We start from the raw sequence: 18,358 nt of genomic DNA on the forward strand, positions 1-18,358 counted from the left end.
GGTGTCGGCGATCGTGGAGGCCGCGCAGGAGCACAAGGCCGACGTCATCGGCATGTCGGGTCTGCTGGTGAAGTCCACGGTGATCATGAAGGAGAACCTGGAGGAGCTCAACCAGCGCAAGCTGGCCGCGAACTTCCCCGTCATCCTCGGGGGCGCCGCCCTGACCCGCGCCTACGTCGAGCAGGACCTGCACGAGATCTACGAGGGCGAGGTCCGCTACGCCCGGGACGCCTTCGAGGGCCTGCGCCTGATGGACGCCCTCGTCGCGGTCAAGCGCGGGGTGCCGGGCGCCGCCCTGCCCGAGCTCAAGCAGCGGCGCGTGCCCGCCCGGCCCGCCGGCGCGGCGGCCGTCGTCGCCGAGCCGGAGCGGCCGGAGGAGGGCGTGCGCTCCGACGTGGCCGTGGACAACCCGGTGCCCGCGCCCCCGTTCTGGGGCACCCGGGTCATCAAGGGCATCCCGCTCAAGGACTACGCCTCCTGGCTGGACGAGGGCGCCCTGTTCAAGGGCCAGTGGGGCCTGAAGCAGGCCCGCGCGGGCGGTCCGACGTACGAGGAGCTGGTCGAGTCCGAGGGCCGGCCCCGGCTGCGCGGCCTGCTGGAGAAGCTGCACACCGAGAACCTGCTGGAGGCGGCCGTCGTCTACGGCTACTTCCCCTGCGTCTCCAAGGGTGACGACCTCATCCTGCTGGACGAGCGGGGCAACGAGCGGACCCGGTTCACCTTCCCGCGCCAGCGCCGCGGCCGCCGGCTGTGCCTGGCGGACTTCTTCCGCCCGGAGGAGTCCGGCGAGACCGACGTCGTCGGCCTGCAGGTGGTGACCGTCGGCTCGAAGATCGGTGAGGCCACCGCCAAGCTGTTCGCCGCCGACTCCTACCGCGAGTACCTGGAGCTGCACGGCCTCTCCGTCCAGCTGGCCGAGGCCCTCGCCGAGTACTGGCACGCCCGCGTCCGCGCCGAGCTCGGCTTCGCGGGCGAGGACCCGAGCGACGTCCAGGACATGTTCGACCTCAAGTACCGCGGCGCCCGCTTCTCCCTCGGCTACGGGGCCTGCCCCGACCTGGAGGACCGCGCCAAGATCGCCGAGCTGCTCCAGCCGGAGCGGATCGGGGTCCACCTGTCGGAGGAGTTCCAGCTCCACCCGGAGCAGTCCACCGACGCGATCGTGATCCACCACCCCGAAGCGAAGTATTTCAACGCACGCTGAGGCGGATCGACGTACACTTGTCGGTCCCACACAGGCCGGTCGCCTGTTCCCCGGGGCACGCCCGTGGGGAGACGGCGGCCGGCCTTGTCGTCCCTCAGAGAGGTGTCACCGCCATGACCAGCACCGTTCCCGTTCCCCTACCCCTGACGGCCGACGGTTCGGCCCTGCAGGCGGTGCTGCTGGACATGGACGGGACGCTGGTCGACACCGAAGGCTTCTGGTGGGAGGCCGAGGTGTCCGTCTTCGGGGAGCTCGGACACCGACTGGAGGAGTCCTGGCGGGACGTGGTCGTCGGCGGGCCCATGAGCCGCAGCGCCCGCTTCCTGATCGAGGCCACCGGCGCCGCCATCAGCGTCGGCGAGCTGAGCGTGCTGCTCAACGAGCGCTTCGAGGCCCGGATCGCCGACCAGGTGCCGCTGATGCCCGGCGCCGAGCGGCTGCTGACCGAGCTGGCCCGGCACAACGTGCCCACCGCGCTGGTGTCCGCCTCGCACCGCCGGGTCATCGACAAGGTCCTGGCCTCCCTCGGCCCCGAGCGCTTCATGCTCACCGTGGCCGGGGACGAGGTGCCCCGCACCAAGCCGCACCCGGATCCGTACCTGCTGGCCGCCAAGGCGCTCGGCGCGCACCCGTCGCGCTGCGCCGTGGTCGAGGACACCGCGACCGGGGTGGCCGCCGCGGAGGCCGCCGGCTGCCGGGTGGTGGCGGTCCCCTCGGTCGGGCTGATCGCGCCGGCCCCGGGCCGGACCGTCGTCGGCTCGCTGGAGGACGTGGACCTGCCCTTCCTCCGCTCGCTCATCGCCCCGATGAACTGAGGATCTTTCGCCCCAGCCCTGCGGAGGCTGAAATTCCACTCTCATTCCGCACTCCGCCCGGGTGAGCTTCATCACCCGGGCGGACCCATTTCGGGGGTCTGAAGCACCCCCCGGCCTTACCTTGTGTCCGGATTGATCAGCTCCTGACCGAATCATCTGACAGTCGGGCATGTGCGCGCAGTTCGCGCCCATCACGGTGCGCTGACCATGCCCGTTCGTCCGGTTCCAGCCATAGCGTCCCGGCCCACTAAGGTCATCGCGGGCACTACGCCGCATCCCAGCCGTTCCGGTCGCACACCCACGTGCCGGGACAGCCGTGGACCGATCGTCACAACACCGGCCCGATCGTTCCGCCCTGAACGGGCGAGCGTGGCGCGGTGCCCTCTGCACGAGCTGTGAACCAAGTGCCGGTTGAGGGAGTACTTCCAGGATGAACCGCAAGACCATGGTGCTGACGGCCACGGCCGCTCTGCTCACCCCCGCGCTCGCCGGCTGCGGCAGCGCGACCGGAGGGGAAGCGGGCTCCGGGGCGATCGTCGTCGGGACCACCGACCGGTTCGAAGCCGCCGACTACGCCCCCGCCCCGTTCGACCCCGCCTACGCCTACGACGCCGGCGCCTGGAACATCCTCCGCCAGACCGTCCAGACGCTGATGCACACCCCGCGCGGCGGTGGCCAGCCCGTCCCGGAGGCCGCCTCCGACTGCCGCTTCACCGACGCCGGCAACGAGAGCTACCGCTGCACCCTGCGCCCCGGGCTGAAGTTCGCCAACGGCGACCCCCTCACCGCCAAGGACGTCAAGTTCTCCATCGACCGGGTCCTCGCCATCAAGGACGAGAACGGCCCCTCGGGGCTGCTCAGCACCCTGGACACCGTCGAGGTCAAGAGCGCCGACACCGTCGTCTTCCACCTGCGCACCCCGGACGCGACCTTCCCCTACAAGCTGTCCACGCCCGCCGCCGGCATCGTCAACCAGAAGATGTACGACGGCAAGAAGCTGCGCACCGGCTTCGCCGTCGACGGCTCGGGCCCGTACACGATGAAGGCCGACGTCAAGGACAACCGCCTGGTCCGGGCCGTCTTCACCAAGAACCCGAACTACAAGGGCGACATCAAGCTGCAGAACGACAAGGTCGAGCTGCGCACCTTCGAGGACTCCGACGCCGTCGGCAAGGCCCTGGCCGCCGGCGACGTCCACATGGTCTCGCGCACCCTGTCGCCCGCCCAGATCAAGGACTTCTCCGCCAAGCCGCCCAAGGGCGTCAAGCTGGTCCCGATGCCCGGCCTGGAGATCCGATACATCGGCTTCAACACCGATGCCCCCGTCGTCGGCAACAAGGCCGTGCGCCAGGCCCTGGCCGCCGCCGTCGACCGCAACAACCTCATCTCCAAGGTCTACGGCAAGTCCGCGCAGCCGCTGTACTCGCTGGTCCCCACCAACGTCAACGGCCACGTGAACTCGTTCTTCAACAAGTACGGCGAGGCCAACACCCAGAAGGCCGCCGCCCTGCTGAGCGCCGCCAAGGTCCAGACCCCGGTCAAGCTGACCCTGACCTACACCACCGACCACTACGGCGACGGCACCGCCGCCGAGTTCGAGGCGCTCAAGACCCAGCTCAACAGCACCGGGCTCTTCGACATCACCGTCCAGGGCAGCGAGTGGGCCAGCTTCCGGCCCTCGCAGAAGCAGGGCGAGTTCCCGGCCTACGGCCTGGGCTGGTTCCCCGACTTCCCGGACGCCGACAACTTCCTCGCCCCGTTCCTGGAGCAGGACAACTTCCTGGGCACGCCGTACGCGAACAACGCGGTGCGCACCAGGCTGATCCCCGAGTCCCGGCGTGCCGTCGACCGCAACGTCGCCGCGCCCGCCATCGGGGAGATGCAGGACATCGTCGCCGACGACGTGCCGGTCCTGCCGCTGTGGCAGGGCAAGCAGTACGTCGCCGCCCGCGACGGCATCACCGGAGTGGAGTGGTCCGTCAACGCCATCTCCGACCTCCAGCTGTGGGAACTCGGCCGAGGCGTCAGCGGCTGAGCCACACACCGCCGGCATGCGGACCGCGCGGGCCGGAAGCTTCGATCCAGAGAGACTGAGAAGGACGTTCGTCATGAGACGTAACCAGTGGCTGGCAGCCCCGCTCGGCGCCGCCACCGCAGCCGCGCTGCTCAGCGGCTGCGGTTCGCAGGACGGCAGCGCGGCCGGCGACGGCAAGGGCGTCGTGATGGGCATATCGGACAAGGTGAAGTCGGTGGACCCGGCCTCGGGTTACGACCCCGGCTCCTGGTTGCTGTTCAACAACGTCTTCCAGTCCCTGCTGAGCTTCCCCAAGGGCGGCACCACGCCCGAGCCCGACGCCGCGCAGAGCTGCGCCTTCGAGGGCAGCGACAGCAAGGTGTACAAGTGCGTGCTCCGCCCCGACCTGAAGTTCAGCAACGGCAACGCGCTGACCTCGAAGGACGTCAAGTTCTCCTTCGAGCGCACCCTGCGGATCAAGGACGAGGCCGGCCCCGCGGTGCTGCTCTCGTCGATCGCCGGCATCGACACCCCGGACGACAGGACCGTCGTCTTCCGCCTGAGGACCTCCGACGCCACCTTCCCGAGCAAGATCGCCTCGGGTGCGGGCGCCATCGTCGACAGCCGCGAGTACCCGGCGGACAAGCTCCGCACGGACAACAAGGCGGTCGGCTCCGGCGTCTACAAGCTGGACTCCTTCACCAGCAAGGCCGCCAACTTCTCGGTCAACGACTCCTACAAGGGCAAGGCCAAGGTCAAGAACACCGGCGTCACGCTGAAGTTCTTCGACGGCGACCAGGCGGGCCTGAAGTCCACCCTGGAGAGCGGCGACGTCGACTTCGCCTTCCGCGGCCTCGCCGCCAAGGACATCGCGGGCATCGCCTCCAAGAGCGGCCCCGGCAAGGTCGAGGTCGTCCAGGGCACCGGCGCCGAGGTCACCCACCTGGTCTTCAACGTCAACGACCCGGTGGCCGGCAAGCTCCCCATCCGCAAGGCCATGGCCTACCTGGTGGACCGCGACGCCCTGGTCAAGGACGTCTACGAGGGCACCGCCACGCCGCTGTACTCGATCATCCCCGCCGGCATCGGCTCCCACAACACCGCCTTCTTCGACCGCTACGGCGGCAGCCCCCAGCCCGAGAAGGCCAAGGCCGTCCTGAAGGCCGCCAACATCACCGGCAAGGTGAAGGTGACCCTGTACGGCACGCCCTCCCGCTACGGCCCCTCCACCGAGGCCCAGCTCCAGGTCATCGCCAAGCAGCTCAACGACAGCCAGCTCTTCGAAGCCGACGTCAAGCTGACGGAGTTCGACCAGTACGAGAAGGACATCGAGGCCGGCAAATACGGCGTCTACGTCATCGGCTGGGTGCCCGACTACCCCGACGCGGACAACTTCACCCAGCCGTTCTTCGGCCCGGGCAACGTCCTGCGCAACAACTACGACAACAAGGAGATCACCGGGACCATCATCCCGGCGACCAACACCAAGTCCGACCGCACCGCCGCCAACGCGGAGTACACGCGACTGCAGGACATCGTCGCCGACGAGGTCCCCGTCCTGCCGCTGTGGCAGAGCAAGCAGTACGCCGTGGCCCGGCCCAACGTCCAGGGCCTGCAGTGGTCGCTCGACCCGTCCACGATCTTCCGCTTCTGGGAGATCAGCAAGGGCTGACGCCCGCCAGGGCCCAACCCCACCGGGTACGCAGACGCCCGGGCCGCCTCCCGCGAGGCGGCCCGGGCGTCGCCCGTTCCCGGTCCGGCGGGGCGCCGGCGCCTACTGGGCGCCCGGGCGCACCAGCCCGCTCTCGTACGCGTAGACCGCCGCCTGCACCCGGTCGCGCAGCCCCAGCTTCGTCAGGACGTGACCCACATGGGTCTTCACCGTCGTCTCGCTCACGAACAGATCCGCCGCGATCTCCGCGTTCGACAGCCCCCGCGCCACCAGCTTCAGGACCTCCACCTCACGCTCGGTCAGCGTGCCCAGGGCGTCCGGCACCGGCTCCTCGCCCGACGGCAGATGACCGGCGTACTTGTCCAGCAGGCGGCGCGTGATGCTCGGCGCGAGCATCGCCTCGCCCGCCGCCACCACCCGGATCGCCTGCACCAGCTCGTTAGCCGGGGCGTCCTTGAGCAGGAAACCGCTCGCACCGGCGCGCAGCGCCTCGACCACGTACTCGTCCAGGTCGAACGTCGTCAGCACCAGCACCTTCGCCGGCCCGTCCCGGCCCGGACCGGTGATCTGCCGGGTCGCCTCGACCCCGTCCATCCGCGGCATCCGGATGTCCATCAGCACCACGTCGGGCTGCAGCGCCCGGACCTGGTCCAGCGCCTGCAGACCGTCACCGGCCTCCCCGACCACCGCCAGGTCCGACTCCGCCTCCAGGATCATCCGGAACCCGGTGCGCAGCAGAGGCTGGTCGTCGACCAGTAGGACGCGGATCGCCACGGAGTACCTCTTCGTCTCGGCGGTTTCAGGGGCCGGGCTCAATTCTGCCCTCCGGGAGCGCGAGCTCCGCCCGGGGCCTGATCATCAGCGGATACGGGGGCGGGGTGCCACCGAATTCCGGACAGACCGCCTGGTGGTCGCACCAGCCGCACAGCTTCGTCGGCCGCGGCCGCCAGTCACCCGTCTCCGTCGCCTCCTTGATCGCCTCCCACAGGGCGAGCAGCTTGCGCTCCACCCGCTCCAGGTCGGCGAGCACCGGGTCGTACGTCAGCACGTCCCCGCTGCCCAGGTACACCAGCTGCAGCCGGCGCGGCACGACCTGCTTGAGCCGCCACACCACCAGCGCGTAGAACTTCATCTGGAACAGCGCGCCCTCGGCGTACTCCGGCCGCGGCGCCTTGCCCGTCTTGTAGTCGACGATCCGCACCTCGCCCGTCGGCGCGACGTCCACCCGGTCGATGATCCCGCGCAGCCGCAGCCCCGACTCCAGCTCCGCCTCCACGAAGAACTCCCGCTCCACCGGCTCCAGCCGGGTCGGGTCCTCCAGGGTGAACCAGCGCTCCACCAGCGCCTCGGCCTCGGACATCCAGCGGGCCAGCTCCGCCCCGCCGTCGTCGGACGGGAACAGCTCGCCCAGCTCCGGCCGGGCCTCCAGCAGCCGGCCCCACTGCCCCGGCAGCAGCTCCTTCGCGCGCGGCGCCGTACGCTCGTCGGCCGGATGGTCGAAGAGCCGCTCCAGCACCGCGTGCACCAGCGTGCCGCGGGTGGCGGCCGCGCTCGGCTTCTCCGGCAGCCGGTCGATCACCCGGAACCGGTACAGCAGCGGGCACTGCATGAAATCGCTCGCCCGCGACGGGGACAGCGACGTGGGCGGGGCGGAAGCCGCGTCCGGACCGGGGGAGCTCGTCGTCATGACACATCACCCTACGGCCCGCCACCGACAGCCACGCGCATACCATCGACTGCGGACCCCCTCGCACTGCATGATCGAAGCATCACACCGCGCGACGGCGCGACCGGCAGGACAGCACCGAACGAAGGACAGCCGTGGCAGACACCGACGAGACCGGCGAGCGCGGAAGCGGGCGCTCCGAACCGGGCGGCGGGTTCCTCATGGGCCGCCCCTTCGGCGTCCCCGTCTACGTCTCGCCCAGCTGGTTCCTGGTCGCGGCCCTGATCACCTGGATCTTCGGCAACCAGCTCGACACCGTGCTGCCCGGCCTCGGCCTCGCCCGCTACCTCGTCGCCCTGTTCTTCGCCGTGGCCCTCTACGCCTCCGTGCTCGTCCACGAACTCGCCCACGCGGTCGCCGGCCTGCGCTTCAAGCTCGGCGTGCGCCGCATCCAGCTCCAGTTCGTCGGCGGGGCCACCCAGGTCGAGGAGGCCGGCACGCCCGGCCGCGAGTTCGTCCTCGCCTTCGTCGGACCGCTGCTCTCCCTCGTCCTCGCCGGCCTCTTCTACCTCGGCATGACCGCCGTCGACGCGCGTACCGTCCCCGGCGTCCTGCTGGCCGGCCTGATGATCGCCAACCTGATCGTCGCCGTCTTCAACCTGCTGCCCGGCCTGCCCCTGGACGGCGGCCGGATGCTCCGCGCCGTCGTCTGGGCCGTCACCGGCAAGGCCATGACCGGCACCGTCGCCGCCGCCTGGGTCGGCCGCGCCATCGCCCTGGCGGTCCTGCTGGGCCTGCCCCTGCTCACCGAGACCGGCTACCTCCGGGTCGGCGACGGCGAGAGCGGCGGCATGGACACCGTCATGAACGCGCTGCTCGCCGCCATCCTCGCCGCGATCATGTGGACCGGCGCCGGCAACAGCCTGCGCATGGCCCGGCTCCGGGAGAACCTCCCCGCCCTGCGCGCCCGCGGCCTGACCCGCCGCGCCGTGCCGGTGGAGTCCGCCACCCCGCTCTCCGAGGCCCTGCGCCGCGCCAACGAGGCCGGGGCCCGCGCCCTCGTCGTCGTCGACCCCCAGGGCGAGCCCACCGGCATCGTCCGCGAGAGCGCCATCGCCTCCGTCCCCGAGCACCGCCGCCCCTGGGTCGTCGTCAGCGCCCTGGCGCAGGACCTCACCGACGGCATGAAGGTTTCCTCCGACCTCGCCGGCCAGGACCTCCTCGAACACCTCCAGGCCACCCCCGCCACCGAGTACCTGGTGGTCGAGGAGGACGGCGCCGTCTACGGCGTGCTGTCCACCCAGGACGTCGAGCGGGCCTTCGTGAAGGCCATGGCACGGCCGCACTCCGGATAGCCCATACACTGGTCACATGTCCGAACCGACCGGTGCCGCCCGCCGTCGCGGGCCCTTCAAGGTCGGGGACCAGGTCCAGCTCACCGACCCCAAGGGACGCCACTACACGTTCACGCTCGAAGCCGGGAAGAACTTCCACACCCACAAGGGTTCCTTCCCGCACGACGAGCTGATCGGCGCTCCCGAGGGCAGTGTTGTCCGTACCACCGGGAACGTCGCGTACCTCGCGCTGCGTCCCCTGCTCCCCGACTACGTCCTGTCCATGCCCCGCGGCGCCGCCGTGGTCTACCCCAAGGACGCGGGCCAGATCCTGGCCTTCGCCGACATCTTCCCCGGCGCGCGCGTCGTGGAGGCGGGCGTGGGCTCCGGCTCACTGAGCAGCTTCCTGCTGCGCGCCATCGGCGACCAGGGCATGCTCCACAGCTACGAGCGCCGGGCGGACTTCGCCGAGATCGCCAAGGACAACGTCGAGCGCTACTTCGGCGGCCCGCACCCCGCGTGGCAGCTGACCGTCGGTGACCTCCAGGACAACCTGTCCGACACCGACGTCGACCGCGTGATCCTCGACATGCTGGCCCCCTGGGAGTGCCTGGAGGCCGTCTCCAAGGCGCTGGTGCCCGGCGGCATCCTGTGCTGCTACGTGGCCACCACCACCCAGCTGTCCAAGACCGTCGAGTCCATCCGCGAGATCGGCTGCTTCGCCGAGCCGCAGCCGTGGGAGTCGATGATCCGCAACTGGCACGTCGAGGGCCTCGCCGTCCGTCCGGACCACCGGATGATCGGCCACACCGGCTTCCTCGTCACCGCCCGCCGGCTCGCCGACGGCGTCGAGCCCCCGCTGCGCCGCCGCCGCCCCGCCAAGGGCGCGTACGGCGAGGACTACGAGGGCCCCGGCTCGGGCTCGGGCGGCTCCGGCCGCGGCTGACCCGGCCGCACGGCAGGCCGCCTCCCTCCGGAGGGCCGGCCGACACTCCAAACGGCAGGCGCCGGGACGCAGTTCACTCCGTCACAGGGGAACTGCGTCCCGGCGCCTTCGCGTTGCCCGGGCGCTGTCGCGCACATCGTGGACCCGGCCGTTCCACCCCGATGTGGGATGTGACACGATGCTGGTTCGCCGTCAGTCGTCCAACAGGAGACCGCTCGCGTGCCGCACAACCCCGCCGTCCTGGACCTGGCCCACACCCACACCCGGCCGGTGCACTGGGTCGCCACCGCGGCGGCGATGGCCGCCGCCATCGCGGTCGCCGGCCTGCTCCAGCCCGCCCCGGCCACCGGCGCCGACGCCAAGGGCCCGGCCCCGCGGGCCGCCGCCCCGGACCCCGCCGCCGCGCAGTACCCGCTGGACTGCCACGGCACCCCCGCCACCGTCACCGCCTCGGCCGAGGGCGACCTCGACGGCGACCGGCGCCCCGAGAGCGTCGTCGCCGTACGCTGCGACGCGGCCTCCGGCACCCCGCCCCACGCCGTCTACGTCCTCGTGCAGGACCCGGCGGCCGGGGCCGCGCCGCGCGTGGTCGCCACCCTCCTCGACGCCGCCGAGCGGCAGACCGCCACCGAGCTCGCCGTCCGTGGCCACGTGGTCACCGCCACCCTCCACGGCTACTCGACACCCTCGGTGCCCCGCTGCTGCCCCGACCGCCACCGCGTGGCCAGTTGGCGCTGGACCGGCGGAAAATTCAGCCAGGAGCTGACAGAGCTCAGCTCCGCGCGTGCCTGAACGATTACTCAGCGTCCGGGCCGTAGACCTCGACGCCGTCCGCGGCCCGCCGCACGTGGATGCAGTCGCCCGGGCACTCCTTCGCCGAGTCGATCACGTCCTGCAGCAAGGGGAGGGGAACCGGAGTGGTCGCCCCCGGGTCCTGCAGCAGCTCGTCGTCCGCGCTCTTGACGTACGCCAGACCGTCGATGTCCAGCTCGAACACCTCCGGCGCGTACTGCGCGCAGATCCCGTCCCCGGTGCAGAGGTCCTGGTCGATCCAGACCTCCAACGCCTCACCGGAATCTCCACCGGCGGCCGTGGGGGCCTCGTGCTGCACGGTCATGTCTCCTGCCGTTCCCTGCGCTCCGTGAACCGTCCCAGTCACAAGTCGCAGCAAGTCGCGCGAGCCCTGACGGGTGTTGAACACTTCGACCTTACAACCGGCCGCTTTCAGATGGTGACGGGTGGGTATTTCCTTGGCGTGAGGGAGTGCGCAAGGGTGAAGATCGGACAGACCTCTACCGTCTTTGTGATCTAGGGGTTTCAATCACCACCAGCCCAGGTAGGGTCAGGAAGCGTCCAGCTCCCCTTGGAGGAGGTGAGGACCGTGGCAGCCCACGACGACGACATCAACCGCGGCATCCGGCCGGGGCGGGGGTCCGACGACCCCGCCGGTCAGGTTGCCTATCTCGAGCAGGAAATCGCCGTCCTGCGACGTAAGCTCGCCGACTCTCCGCGACACACGAGGATTCTCGAAGAGCGGATCGTCGAGCTGCAGACAAACCTGGCCGGCGTCTCCGCACAAAACGAACGACTGGCAAATACCCTCCGTGAGGCACGCGACCAGATCGTGGCCCTCAAGGAGGAGGTCGACCGGCTCGCACAGCCGCCGGCCGGCTTCGGAGTCTTCCTCCAGTCCAACGAGGACGGCACCGTGGACATCTTCACGGGGGGCCGCAAGCTCCGCGTGAACGTCAGCCCCAGCGTCGACCCCGACGAGCTCCGGCGTGGCCAGGAGGTCATGCTCAACGAGGCGCTCAACGTGGTCGAGGCCATGGAGTTCGAGCGGGCCGGGGACATCGTCACCCTCAAGGAGATCCTCGAGGACGGCGAGCGCGCCCTGGTCATCGGGCACACCGACGAGGAGCGCGTGGTGCGGCTCGCAGAGCCGCTGCTCACCACCACCATCCGCCCCGGTGACGCCCTCCTGCTGGAACCCCGCTCCGGCTACGTCTACGAGGTCGTGCCCAAGAGCGAGGTCGAGGAGCTCGTCCTCGAAGAGGTCCCGGACATCGACTACGACAAGATCGGCGGCCTGGGCGACCAGATCGAGCTGATCCGCGACGCGGTCGAGCTGCCCTACCTCTACCCCGACCTCTTCAAGGAGCACGAACTGCGGCCGCCGAAGGGCATCCTGCTCTACGGCCCGCCCGGATGCGGCAAGACGCTGATCGCCAAGGCGGTCGCCAACTCACTTGCCAAGAAGGTCGCCGAGGTGACCGGCCAGCCCGCCGGGAAGTCCTACTTCCTGAACATCAAGGGCCCCGAGCTCCTCAACAAGTACGTCGGCGAGACCGAGCGGCACATCCGCCTCGTCTTCCAGCGCGCCCGCGAGAAGGCGAGCGAGGGGACCCCCGTCATCGTCTTCTTCGACGAGATGGAGTCCCTCTTCCGCACCCGCGGCTCCGGCGTCAGCTCGGACGTGGAGAACACCATCGTCCCGCAGCTGCTCGCCGAGATCGACGGCGTGGAGGGCCTGGAGAACGTCATCGTCATCGGCGCCTCCAACCGCGAGGACATGATCGACCCGGCCATCCTGCGCCCCGGCCGGCTCGACGTGAAGATCAAGATCGAGCGCCCCGACGCCGAGGCGGCGAAGGACATCTTCGCGAAGTACCTCAAGGCCTCGCTGCCCCTGCACGCCGACGACCTGGCCGAGCACCAGGGCTCGCCGGAGGTCGCCGTCCACAGCATGATCCAGACCGTCGTCGAGCAGATGTACGCCGAGTCCGAGGAGAACCGCTTCCTCGAGGTCACGTACGCCAACGGCGACAAGGAAGTCCTCTACTTCAAGGACTTCAACTCCGGAGCGATGATCCAGAACATCGTCGACCGGGCCAAGAAGATGGCGATCAAGGCCTTCCTGGAGCACAACCAGAAGGGCCTGCGGGTCTCCCACCTCCTCCAGGCCTGCGTGGACGAGTTCAAGGAGAACGAGGACCTGCCCAACACCACCAACCCGGACGACTGGGCCCGGATCTCCGGAAAGAAGGGCGAGCGGATCGTCTTCATCCGCACCCTCGTCACCGGAAAGCAGGGCGCGGACACCGGACGCTCCATCGACACGGTGGCCAACACCGGTCAGTACCTCTGATCCATCGGGGCGGCTGCGGATGCCCCTTCCGGGGCATCCGCAGCCGACTGTTTTCCAGCCGGAGCGGGCATCCGTTCTATGACTGAAATGATCTCCCCACAACAGCGCGGGGCCGCTCTAGGCTCTTCCGTACCGCCTCATCCGCAGTGCGGGGACGGGCACCGCACACGCACCGGAGCACCAGCGGTACTTGAGCGCCGCTCCCACGGAGGGGAGCGCCGCCGGGCAAGGAGGGCCGCATGACCGTACGGCGAGTAATGGGGATCGAGACGGAGTACGGGATCTCCGTCCCCGGTCACCCGAACGCCAATGCCATGCTCACCTCGTCCCAGATCGTCAACGCGTACGCGGCGGCGATGCACCGGGCGCGACGCGCCCGCTGGGACTTCGAGGAGGAGAACCCGCTGCGGGACGCCCGCGGCTTCGACCTCGCCCGCGAGGCCGCCGACGCCAGCCAGCTCACCGACGAGGACATCGGCCTGGCCAACGTGATCCTCACCAACGGCGCGCGGCTCTACGTCGACCACGCGCACCCCGAGTACAGCTCGCCGGAGATCACCAACCCCCGCGACGCCGTCCTGTGGGACAAGGCCGGCGAGCGGATCATGGCCGAGGCCGCCGAACGCGCGGCCCAGCTGCCCGGCGCCCAGCCGATCCTGCTCTACAAGAACAACACCGACAACAAGGGCGCCTCCTACGGCACGCACGAGAACTACCTGATGAAGCGGGAGACGCCCTTCTCGGACATCGTGCGCCACCTGACGCCCTTCTTCGTCAGCCGCCAGGTGATCACCGGGGCCGGCCGGGTCGGCATCGGCCAGGACGGCCGGGAGCACGGCTTCCAGATCAGCCAGCGGGCCGACTACTTCGAGGTCGAGGTGGGCCTGGAGACCACCCTCAAGCGGCCGATCATCAACACCCGCGACGAGCCGCACTCGGACGCGGAGAAGTACCGCCGCCTCCACGTGATCATCGGCGACGCGAACCTCTCCGAGATCTCCACCTACCTCAAGCTCGGCACGACCTCCCTGGTCCTGTCCATGATCGAGGACGGGTTCATCACCGTGGACCTGGCCGTGGACCAGCCGGTGCGCACCCTGCACCAGATCTCCCACGACCCCGACCTGCGCCACCTGATCACGCTGCGCAGCGGCCGCACCCTGACCGCCGTACAGCTTCAGATGGAGTACTTCGAGCTGGCCAGGAAGTACGTGGAGGAGCGTTTCGGCGTCGACGCGGACGAGCAGACCAAGGACGTCCTGTCGAGGTGGGAGGACGTGCTGGGCCGCCTGGAGAGCGACCCGATGAGCCTGTCCGGCGAGCTGGACTGGGTCGCCAAGCGGGAGCTCCTGGAGGGCTACCGGCGCCGCGACGGCCTGGACTGGGACGCGGCCCGCCTGCACCTGGTGGACCTGCAGTACGCGGACGTACGGCCCGACAAGGGCCTGTACAACCGCCTGGTGGCCCGCGGCAAGATGAAGCGGCTGCTGACCGAGGACGAGGTCGAGCGGGCCGAGAGCAAGCCGCCGGAGGACACCCGGGCCTACTTCCGCGGCCGCTGCCTGGAGCAGTACGCCGACGACGTGGCCGCGGCCTCCTGGGACTCGGTGATCTTCGACCTGCCGGGCCGGGACTCGCTGCAGCGCGTGCCCACGCTGGAGCCGCTGCGCGGGACCCGCAAGCACGTCAAGGAGCTCCTGGACCGCTGCCGCACGGCCGAGGACCTCGTCCGGGTGCTTTCCGGGGGCTGAGGGACGGCTGAAAGGCAGCGCGACCGGGAATCATGAAAGTACCCGGACGTTATGAAAGTACGGGGACGAATGCCGGACCCTCCTTGTAGGGTCCGGCGTAGGGTCTGATCTTGAGGGATCCCGATCCGGGGATCCCTCGTCATGAGAGCGTGCGAACCGAGCGGGGTGAGGTAGACATGGCGACCAAGGACACCGGCGGCGGACAGCAGAAGGCGACGCGCTCGACCGAGGAGGTCGAGGAGCAGACCGCCGAAGCGAGCTCCGACCTCAAGGAACGGCAGGAGAAGCTGTCGGACGACGTCGACTCCGTCCTCGACGAAATCGATGATGTGCTCGAGGAGAACGCCGAGGATTTCGTTCGGAGCTTCGTACAAAAAGGCGGCGAGTAGCCTTCGAATCCAAGGCGTGGCCGCCAATGTGTGATCCATGTCAGACGGATCAAAGTGGTGTCGTGGGTGTAACCGTGACATACCACTGAGCGGCTTCGCAGCAGATCGAAACCGAGGGGACGGCCTGCAGCCGAGGTGCCGGGAGTGCGTCGCCGCGTACAGCGCCGAGCGCTACCGGCGCCGTCAGGCAGCCAAGGGCAAGGTCGTCAGAGAGCACGTGGAGGTGCCCGCCGGGTGGAAGCTCTGCCGGCGGTGCGGTGAGGTCAAGCCGCACAGTGAATGGCACAAGAACTCAAGTGCCTCTGATGGTCTGTCCACGCGCTGCAAGGCGTGCCGGGTAGCTCAGGGCCGGGCAGGTCACCTCAAGCGTTCGTACGGAATGACCGAGGCGGAGCGCGACGAGATGGTCGCCGCTCAGGGCGGGGTGTGCGTGATCTGCAGAAAGGGGCCCGCAGAGCACGTGGATCACGATCATCAGACGGGTAGGGTTCGGGGCGTACTGTGCTTCGCCTGCAACTCCGCTCTGGGCAAGTTCAAGGATCGGCCGGACGTCATGAGGCGTGCAGCCGCTTACGTGGAAGGAAACCTGTGGAAGCCAACACTCGTAGCACAGGGCGTCTACCGGCAGCCTTCCTGACGCCGGGATCGTCCTCCTTCATGGACTTCCTGTCGGCGCACTCGCCCGAGCTGCTGCCGGGGAACCGGAAGCTGCCCGAGGGGATCGTCGAGGCGCCGCACGGGACGACCATCGTCGCGGCGACCTTCCCCGGCGGGGTCGTGCTCGCCGGTGACCGGCGGGCCACCATGGGGAACATGATCGCGCAGCGGGACATCGAGAAGGTGTTCCCGGCCGACGAGTACTCCGCGGTCGGCATCGCCGGCACGGCCGGCCTCGCCGTGGAGATGGTCAAGCTGTTCCAGCTGGAGCTCGAGCACTTCGAGAAGGTGGAGGGCGCCACGCTCTCGCTGGAGGGCAAGGCCAACCGGCTCTCGACCATGATCCGGAGCAATCTGGGCATGGCCATGCAGGGCCTGGCGGTCGTCCCGCTGTTCGCCGGCTGGGACGAGGCCAAGGAGAAGGGCCGCATCTTCTCCTACGACGTCACCGGCGGCCGCTCCGAGGAGCACGGCTACGCCGCCACCGGTTCCGGTTCGATCTTCGCCCGGGGCTCGATGAAGAAGCTCTACCGCGAGGACCTGACGGAGGAGCAGGCCACGACGCTGGTCGTGCAGGCCCTCTACGACGCGGCCGACGACGACTCGGCGACCGGTGGCCCGGACCTGGCCCGCCGGATCTTCCCGATCGTCACCGTCATCACCGACGAGGGCTTCCGCCGGCTGTCCGAGGCGGAGTCGTCGGAGCTCGCCCGCAAGGTCACCGACCGTCGCCTGGAGCAGCCCGACGGGCCGCGCGCCGCCCTGCTCTGACCCCTCGTCGCTCTGTAGAAGCCCAGAAGAAAGGGACGGACAGCCGGTGTCGACTCCGTTCTACGTCTCCCCCCAGCAGGCCATGGCCGACCGCGCCGAGTACGCCCGCAAGGGCATCGCGCGCGGCCGCAGCCTGGTCGTGCTGCAGTACGCCGACGGCATCGTGTTCGTCGGCGAGAACCCGTCCCGCGCCCTGCACAAGTTCAGCGAGATCTACGACCGGATCGGCTTCGCCGCCGCCGGCAAGTACAACGAGTACGAGAACCTGCGCATCGGTGGCGTCCGTTACGCCGATCTGCGGGGGTACACCTACGACCGTGACGACGTGACGGCCCGTGGGCTGGCGAACGTGTACGCGCAGACCCTCGGCACCATCTTCTCCTCGGCCGGTGAGAAGCCGTACGAGGTGGAGCTGGTGGTGGCGGAGGTCGGCACCACGGCCGCGGGCGACCAGATCTACCGGCTCCCGCACGACGGGTCGATCGTGGACGAGCACGGCTCGGTGGCGGTCGGTGGCAATGCCGAGCAGATCAGCAGCTACCTGGACCAGCGGCACCGGGACGGGATGACCCTGCCGGAGGCGCTCAAGCTCGCGGTGCAGGCGCTGTCGAGCCAGGCCAACGGCTCGGACCGGGAGATCCCGGCCGAGCGGCTGGAGGTCGCGGTGCTCGACCGCACGCGGTCGCAGCAGCGCAAGTTCAAGCGGATCCGGGGCCGGCAGCTCGCGCGGCTGCTGGAGCCGGTGCCGTCGGCGGACGCCCAGGCGGACGCCGTGTCCAACGACGAGGTGCCGGAGGACGACGCCGAGTAGGCGAGCCGCGTACGTTCCGGGAGCCCCGGTTCCGCCGTCCTGGCGGGCCGGGGCTCCGGCGTGTCCGGGGCCGGGCGGCCCGCCGCCGTGCCCGGGGGCCGCTGCTCAGGGCGCCGGCGGGGGTGCGGTGGAGTCCCGGACGACGAGCTCGACGGGGAGGTCGGGGGCGGTCCAGGGCCGGCCGTCCAGGACGGCCAGCAGGGCGGTCATGCCCTGTTCGCCGACCTGCTCGGCGGGCAGGTGGACGGTGGTGAGCTCCGGTTCCACGGCGGTGGCCAGGGCCAGGTCGTCGAAGCCGGTCACCGAGAGGTCCTCGGGGACGCGCAGGCCCAGGCGGCGGGCGGCCTTGCAGGCGCCGGCGGCGAGGATGTCGTCGTCGCAGACGACGGCGGTGGGGCGGTCGCCGGGGGCGGCCAGGGCCTCTTCCAGGGCGGCGCGGGCGGCCTGTACGGCGAGCGGGGAGCGCACGGTGCGCAGCCGGGCGTGCGGGCCCAGGGCGGCGGCGAGGGCGGCGGCCCGGACGTGGAACGTCCAGGTGTCGACGGCGGAGGCCAGGTGCAGGAAGTTCCGGTGTCCGAGGCCGAGCAGGTGCCCGGTGACCTGGTGCATGCCGTCGGCGATGGCGAGGTTGACGTGGGCGGAGCCGCCCGCGGCCGGGTCGCTGTCGAGCATGACCAGGGGGAGGGTGTCCCCGCCGATGGCTTCGAGGGCGTCGGCGGCCATCGAGGAGGCGATGACGCCGTCGAGGGCGGCGCGGGCGGAGGCGAAGGGGTCGCGGGCGGGGCCGGTGCCGTCGGGGGAGGGGTAGAGGACGACGCCGAAGCCGTGGGCGGCGGCGACGCGGGCGGCGCCGGTGTGGACGCGGGCGAAGAACTCGTTGGTGAGGGCGGGGACGACGAGCAGGGCGGTGCGGGTGCTGCCGAGGCGGAGGTTGCGGGCGGCGAGGTTGGGCCGGTAGCCGAGGGTGTCGGCGGCGTCGCGGACGAGGCCGGCGGTGCGTTCGGAGACGCGGCCGTGCCATTTGCCGCCGAGGACGAGGGAGACGGTGGCCTGGGAGACCCCGGCGGCGCGAGCGACGTCGCGGCTGGTGGGTCGCGTCACGCTGGGCTCCTGTCGTACGAGGTCAGGGCGGTGGTCGGGTGGTGGGTCGGGCGGTGGCCGGGCGGGCGTGGTGGACCGG

At 70.3% G+C, this 18,358-nt stretch carries 17 protein-coding genes; 13 read left to right on the top strand and 4 right to left on the bottom strand.

The features are described from left to right. From LG632_RS13525 to LG632_RS13540, 4 genes are all read left to right on the top strand, one after another. A partial coding sequence (locus LG632_RS13525; protein ID WP_308108377.1) for a vitamin B12 dependent-methionine synthase activation domain-containing protein occupies positions 1-1,204 on the top strand: 1,204 nt, incomplete at its 5' end. 113 nt (positions 1,205-1,317) lie between these two features. After that, the gene (locus LG632_RS13530; RefSeq protein ID WP_226727273.1) at positions 1,318-2,019 is read left to right on the top strand and encodes an HAD family hydrolase; all 702 of its coding nucleotides are present in this window, start codon (positions 1,318-1,320) and stop codon (positions 2,017-2,019) included. Between the two features lie 430 nt (positions 2,020-2,449). Further along, a complete protein-coding gene (locus LG632_RS13535) occupies positions 2,450-4,054 on the top strand; it encodes an ABC transporter substrate-binding protein (protein ID WP_226727274.1) in 1,605 nt (534 codons plus the stop codon). Positions 4,055-4,127: 73 nt separating this feature from the next. Then, complete coding sequence (locus LG632_RS13540) at positions 4,128-5,705, top strand: ABC transporter substrate-binding protein (RefSeq protein ID WP_226727275.1); 1,578 nt, start codon at positions 4,128-4,130, stop codon at positions 5,703-5,705. Between the two features lie 102 nt (positions 5,706-5,807). Here the strand turns inward: LG632_RS13540 and LG632_RS13545 are convergent, their stop codons facing one another. Then, positions 5,808-6,479 carry a response regulator gene (locus LG632_RS13545; protein WP_226727276.1) on the bottom strand — a complete coding sequence of 224 codons (672 nt, stop codon included), beginning with the start codon at positions 6,477-6,479 and terminating at the stop codon, positions 5,808-5,810. 25 nt (positions 6,480-6,504) lie between these two features. Continuing rightward, positions 6,505-7,392, bottom strand: a complete 888-nt coding sequence (locus tag LG632_RS13550; protein ID WP_226727277.1) for a RecB family exonuclease — start codon at positions 7,390-7,392, stop codon at positions 6,505-6,507. Positions 7,393-7,526: 134 nt separating this feature from the next. Here LG632_RS13550 and LG632_RS13555 point away from each other — a divergent pair, with 134 nt between their 5' ends. The 3 genes from LG632_RS13555 (at position 7,527) to LG632_RS13565 (ending at position 10,443) form a co-directional block, all read left to right on the top strand. Further along, the gene (locus tag LG632_RS13555) at positions 7,527-8,726 is read left to right on the top strand and encodes a site-2 protease family protein (protein WP_226727278.1); all 1,200 of its coding nucleotides are present in this window, start codon (positions 7,527-7,529) and stop codon (positions 8,724-8,726) included. Positions 8,727-8,742: 16 nt separating this feature from the next. Then, complete coding sequence (locus tag LG632_RS13560; RefSeq protein WP_226727279.1) at positions 8,743-9,651, top strand: tRNA (adenine-N1)-methyltransferase; 909 nt, start codon at positions 8,743-8,745, stop codon at positions 9,649-9,651. 219 nt (positions 9,652-9,870) lie between these two features. Further along, a complete protein-coding gene (locus tag LG632_RS13565) occupies positions 9,871-10,443 on the top strand; it encodes a hypothetical protein (RefSeq protein WP_226727280.1) in 573 nt (190 codons plus the stop codon). A 4-nt stretch (positions 10,444-10,447) separates the two neighbouring features. Here the strand turns inward: LG632_RS13565 and LG632_RS13570 are convergent, their stop codons facing one another. Continuing rightward, the gene (locus LG632_RS13570; protein ID WP_226727281.1) at positions 10,448-10,768 is read right to left on the bottom strand and encodes a ferredoxin; all 321 of its coding nucleotides are present in this window, start codon (positions 10,766-10,768) and stop codon (positions 10,448-10,450) included. Between the two features lie 264 nt (positions 10,769-11,032). Between LG632_RS13570 and arc the strand changes: the two genes are divergently transcribed. From arc to prcA, 6 genes are all read left to right on the top strand, one after another. Continuing rightward, positions 11,033-12,799 carry a proteasome ATPase gene (gene arc, locus LG632_RS13575; RefSeq protein ID WP_226727282.1) on the top strand — a complete coding sequence of 589 codons (1,767 nt, stop codon included), beginning with the start codon at positions 11,033-11,035 and terminating at the stop codon, positions 12,797-12,799. 239 nt (positions 12,800-13,038) lie between these two features. Then, on the top strand, positions 13,039-14,550 hold the full coding sequence (gene dop, locus LG632_RS13580) for a depupylase/deamidase Dop (RefSeq protein ID WP_226727283.1): 1,512 nt from the start codon (positions 13,039-13,041) through the stop codon (positions 14,548-14,550). Positions 14,551-14,726: 176 nt separating this feature from the next. Beyond that, positions 14,727-14,939 carry a ubiquitin-like protein Pup gene (locus LG632_RS13585; RefSeq protein WP_226727284.1) on the top strand — a complete coding sequence of 71 codons (213 nt, stop codon included), beginning with the start codon at positions 14,727-14,729 and terminating at the stop codon, positions 14,937-14,939. A gap of 37 nt (positions 14,940-14,976) precedes the next feature. Then, complete coding sequence (locus tag LG632_RS13590; protein WP_226727285.1) at positions 14,977-15,576, top strand: endonuclease VII domain-containing protein; 600 nt, start codon at positions 14,977-14,979, stop codon at positions 15,574-15,576. After that, a complete protein-coding gene (gene prcB / locus LG632_RS13595; protein ID WP_226727286.1) occupies positions 15,528-16,367 on the top strand; it encodes a proteasome subunit beta in 840 nt (279 codons plus the stop codon). The genes LG632_RS13590 and prcB overlap by 49 nt, the downstream gene beginning before the upstream one ends. Positions 16,368-16,413: 46 nt before the next feature. Beyond that, complete coding sequence (prcA, locus tag LG632_RS13600) at positions 16,414-17,178, top strand: proteasome subunit alpha (RefSeq protein ID WP_226727287.1); 765 nt, start codon at positions 16,414-16,416, stop codon at positions 17,176-17,178. 105 nt (positions 17,179-17,283) lie between these two features. On the opposite strand, the gene LG632_RS13605 is transcribed toward prcA, so the two are convergent. After that, positions 17,284-18,279, bottom strand: a complete 996-nt coding sequence (locus LG632_RS13605; RefSeq protein ID WP_226727288.1) for a LacI family DNA-binding transcriptional regulator — start codon at positions 18,277-18,279, stop codon at positions 17,284-17,286. Between the last annotated feature and the right edge of the window lie 79 nt (positions 18,280-18,358).

Source organism: Streptomyces antimicrobicus (assembly GCF_020532625.1).
GTDB classification, from domain to species: Bacteria; Actinomycetota; Actinomycetes; order Streptomycetales; family Streptomycetaceae; genus Streptomyces; species Streptomyces antimicrobicus.

What these genes read in the sequence shown, in the direction of transcription:
- LG632_RS13530 (WP_226727273.1), top strand. Translation starts at nt 1,318, where the DNA reads ATGACCAGCACCGTTCCCGTTCCCCTACCCCTGACGGCCGACGGTTCG.
- LG632_RS13535 (WP_226727274.1), top strand. Translation starts at nt 2,450, where the DNA reads ATGAACCGCAAGACCATGGTGCTGACGGCCACGGCCGCTCTGCTCACC.
- LG632_RS13540 (WP_226727275.1), top strand. Translation starts at nt 4,128, where the DNA reads ATGAGACGTAACCAGTGGCTGGCAGCCCCGCTCGGCGCCGCCACCGCA.
- LG632_RS13550 (WP_226727277.1), bottom strand. Translation starts at nt 7,392, where the DNA reads ATGACGACGAGCTCCCCCGGTCCGGACGCGGCTTCCGCCCCGCCCACG.
- LG632_RS13560 (WP_226727279.1), top strand. Translation starts at nt 8,743, where the DNA reads ATGTCCGAACCGACCGGTGCCGCCCGCCGTCGCGGGCCCTTCAAGGTC.
- LG632_RS13570 (WP_226727281.1), bottom strand. Translation starts at nt 10,768, where the DNA reads ATGACCGTGCAGCACGAGGCCCCCACGGCCGCCGGTGGAGATTCCGGT.
- dop (WP_226727283.1), top strand. Translation starts at nt 13,039, where the DNA reads ATGACCGTACGGCGAGTAATGGGGATCGAGACGGAGTACGGGATCTCC.
- LG632_RS13585 (WP_226727284.1), top strand. Translation starts at nt 14,727, where the DNA reads ATGGCGACCAAGGACACCGGCGGCGGACAGCAGAAGGCGACGCGCTCG.
- LG632_RS13590 (WP_226727285.1), top strand. Translation starts at nt 14,977, where the DNA reads ATGTCAGACGGATCAAAGTGGTGTCGTGGGTGTAACCGTGACATACCA.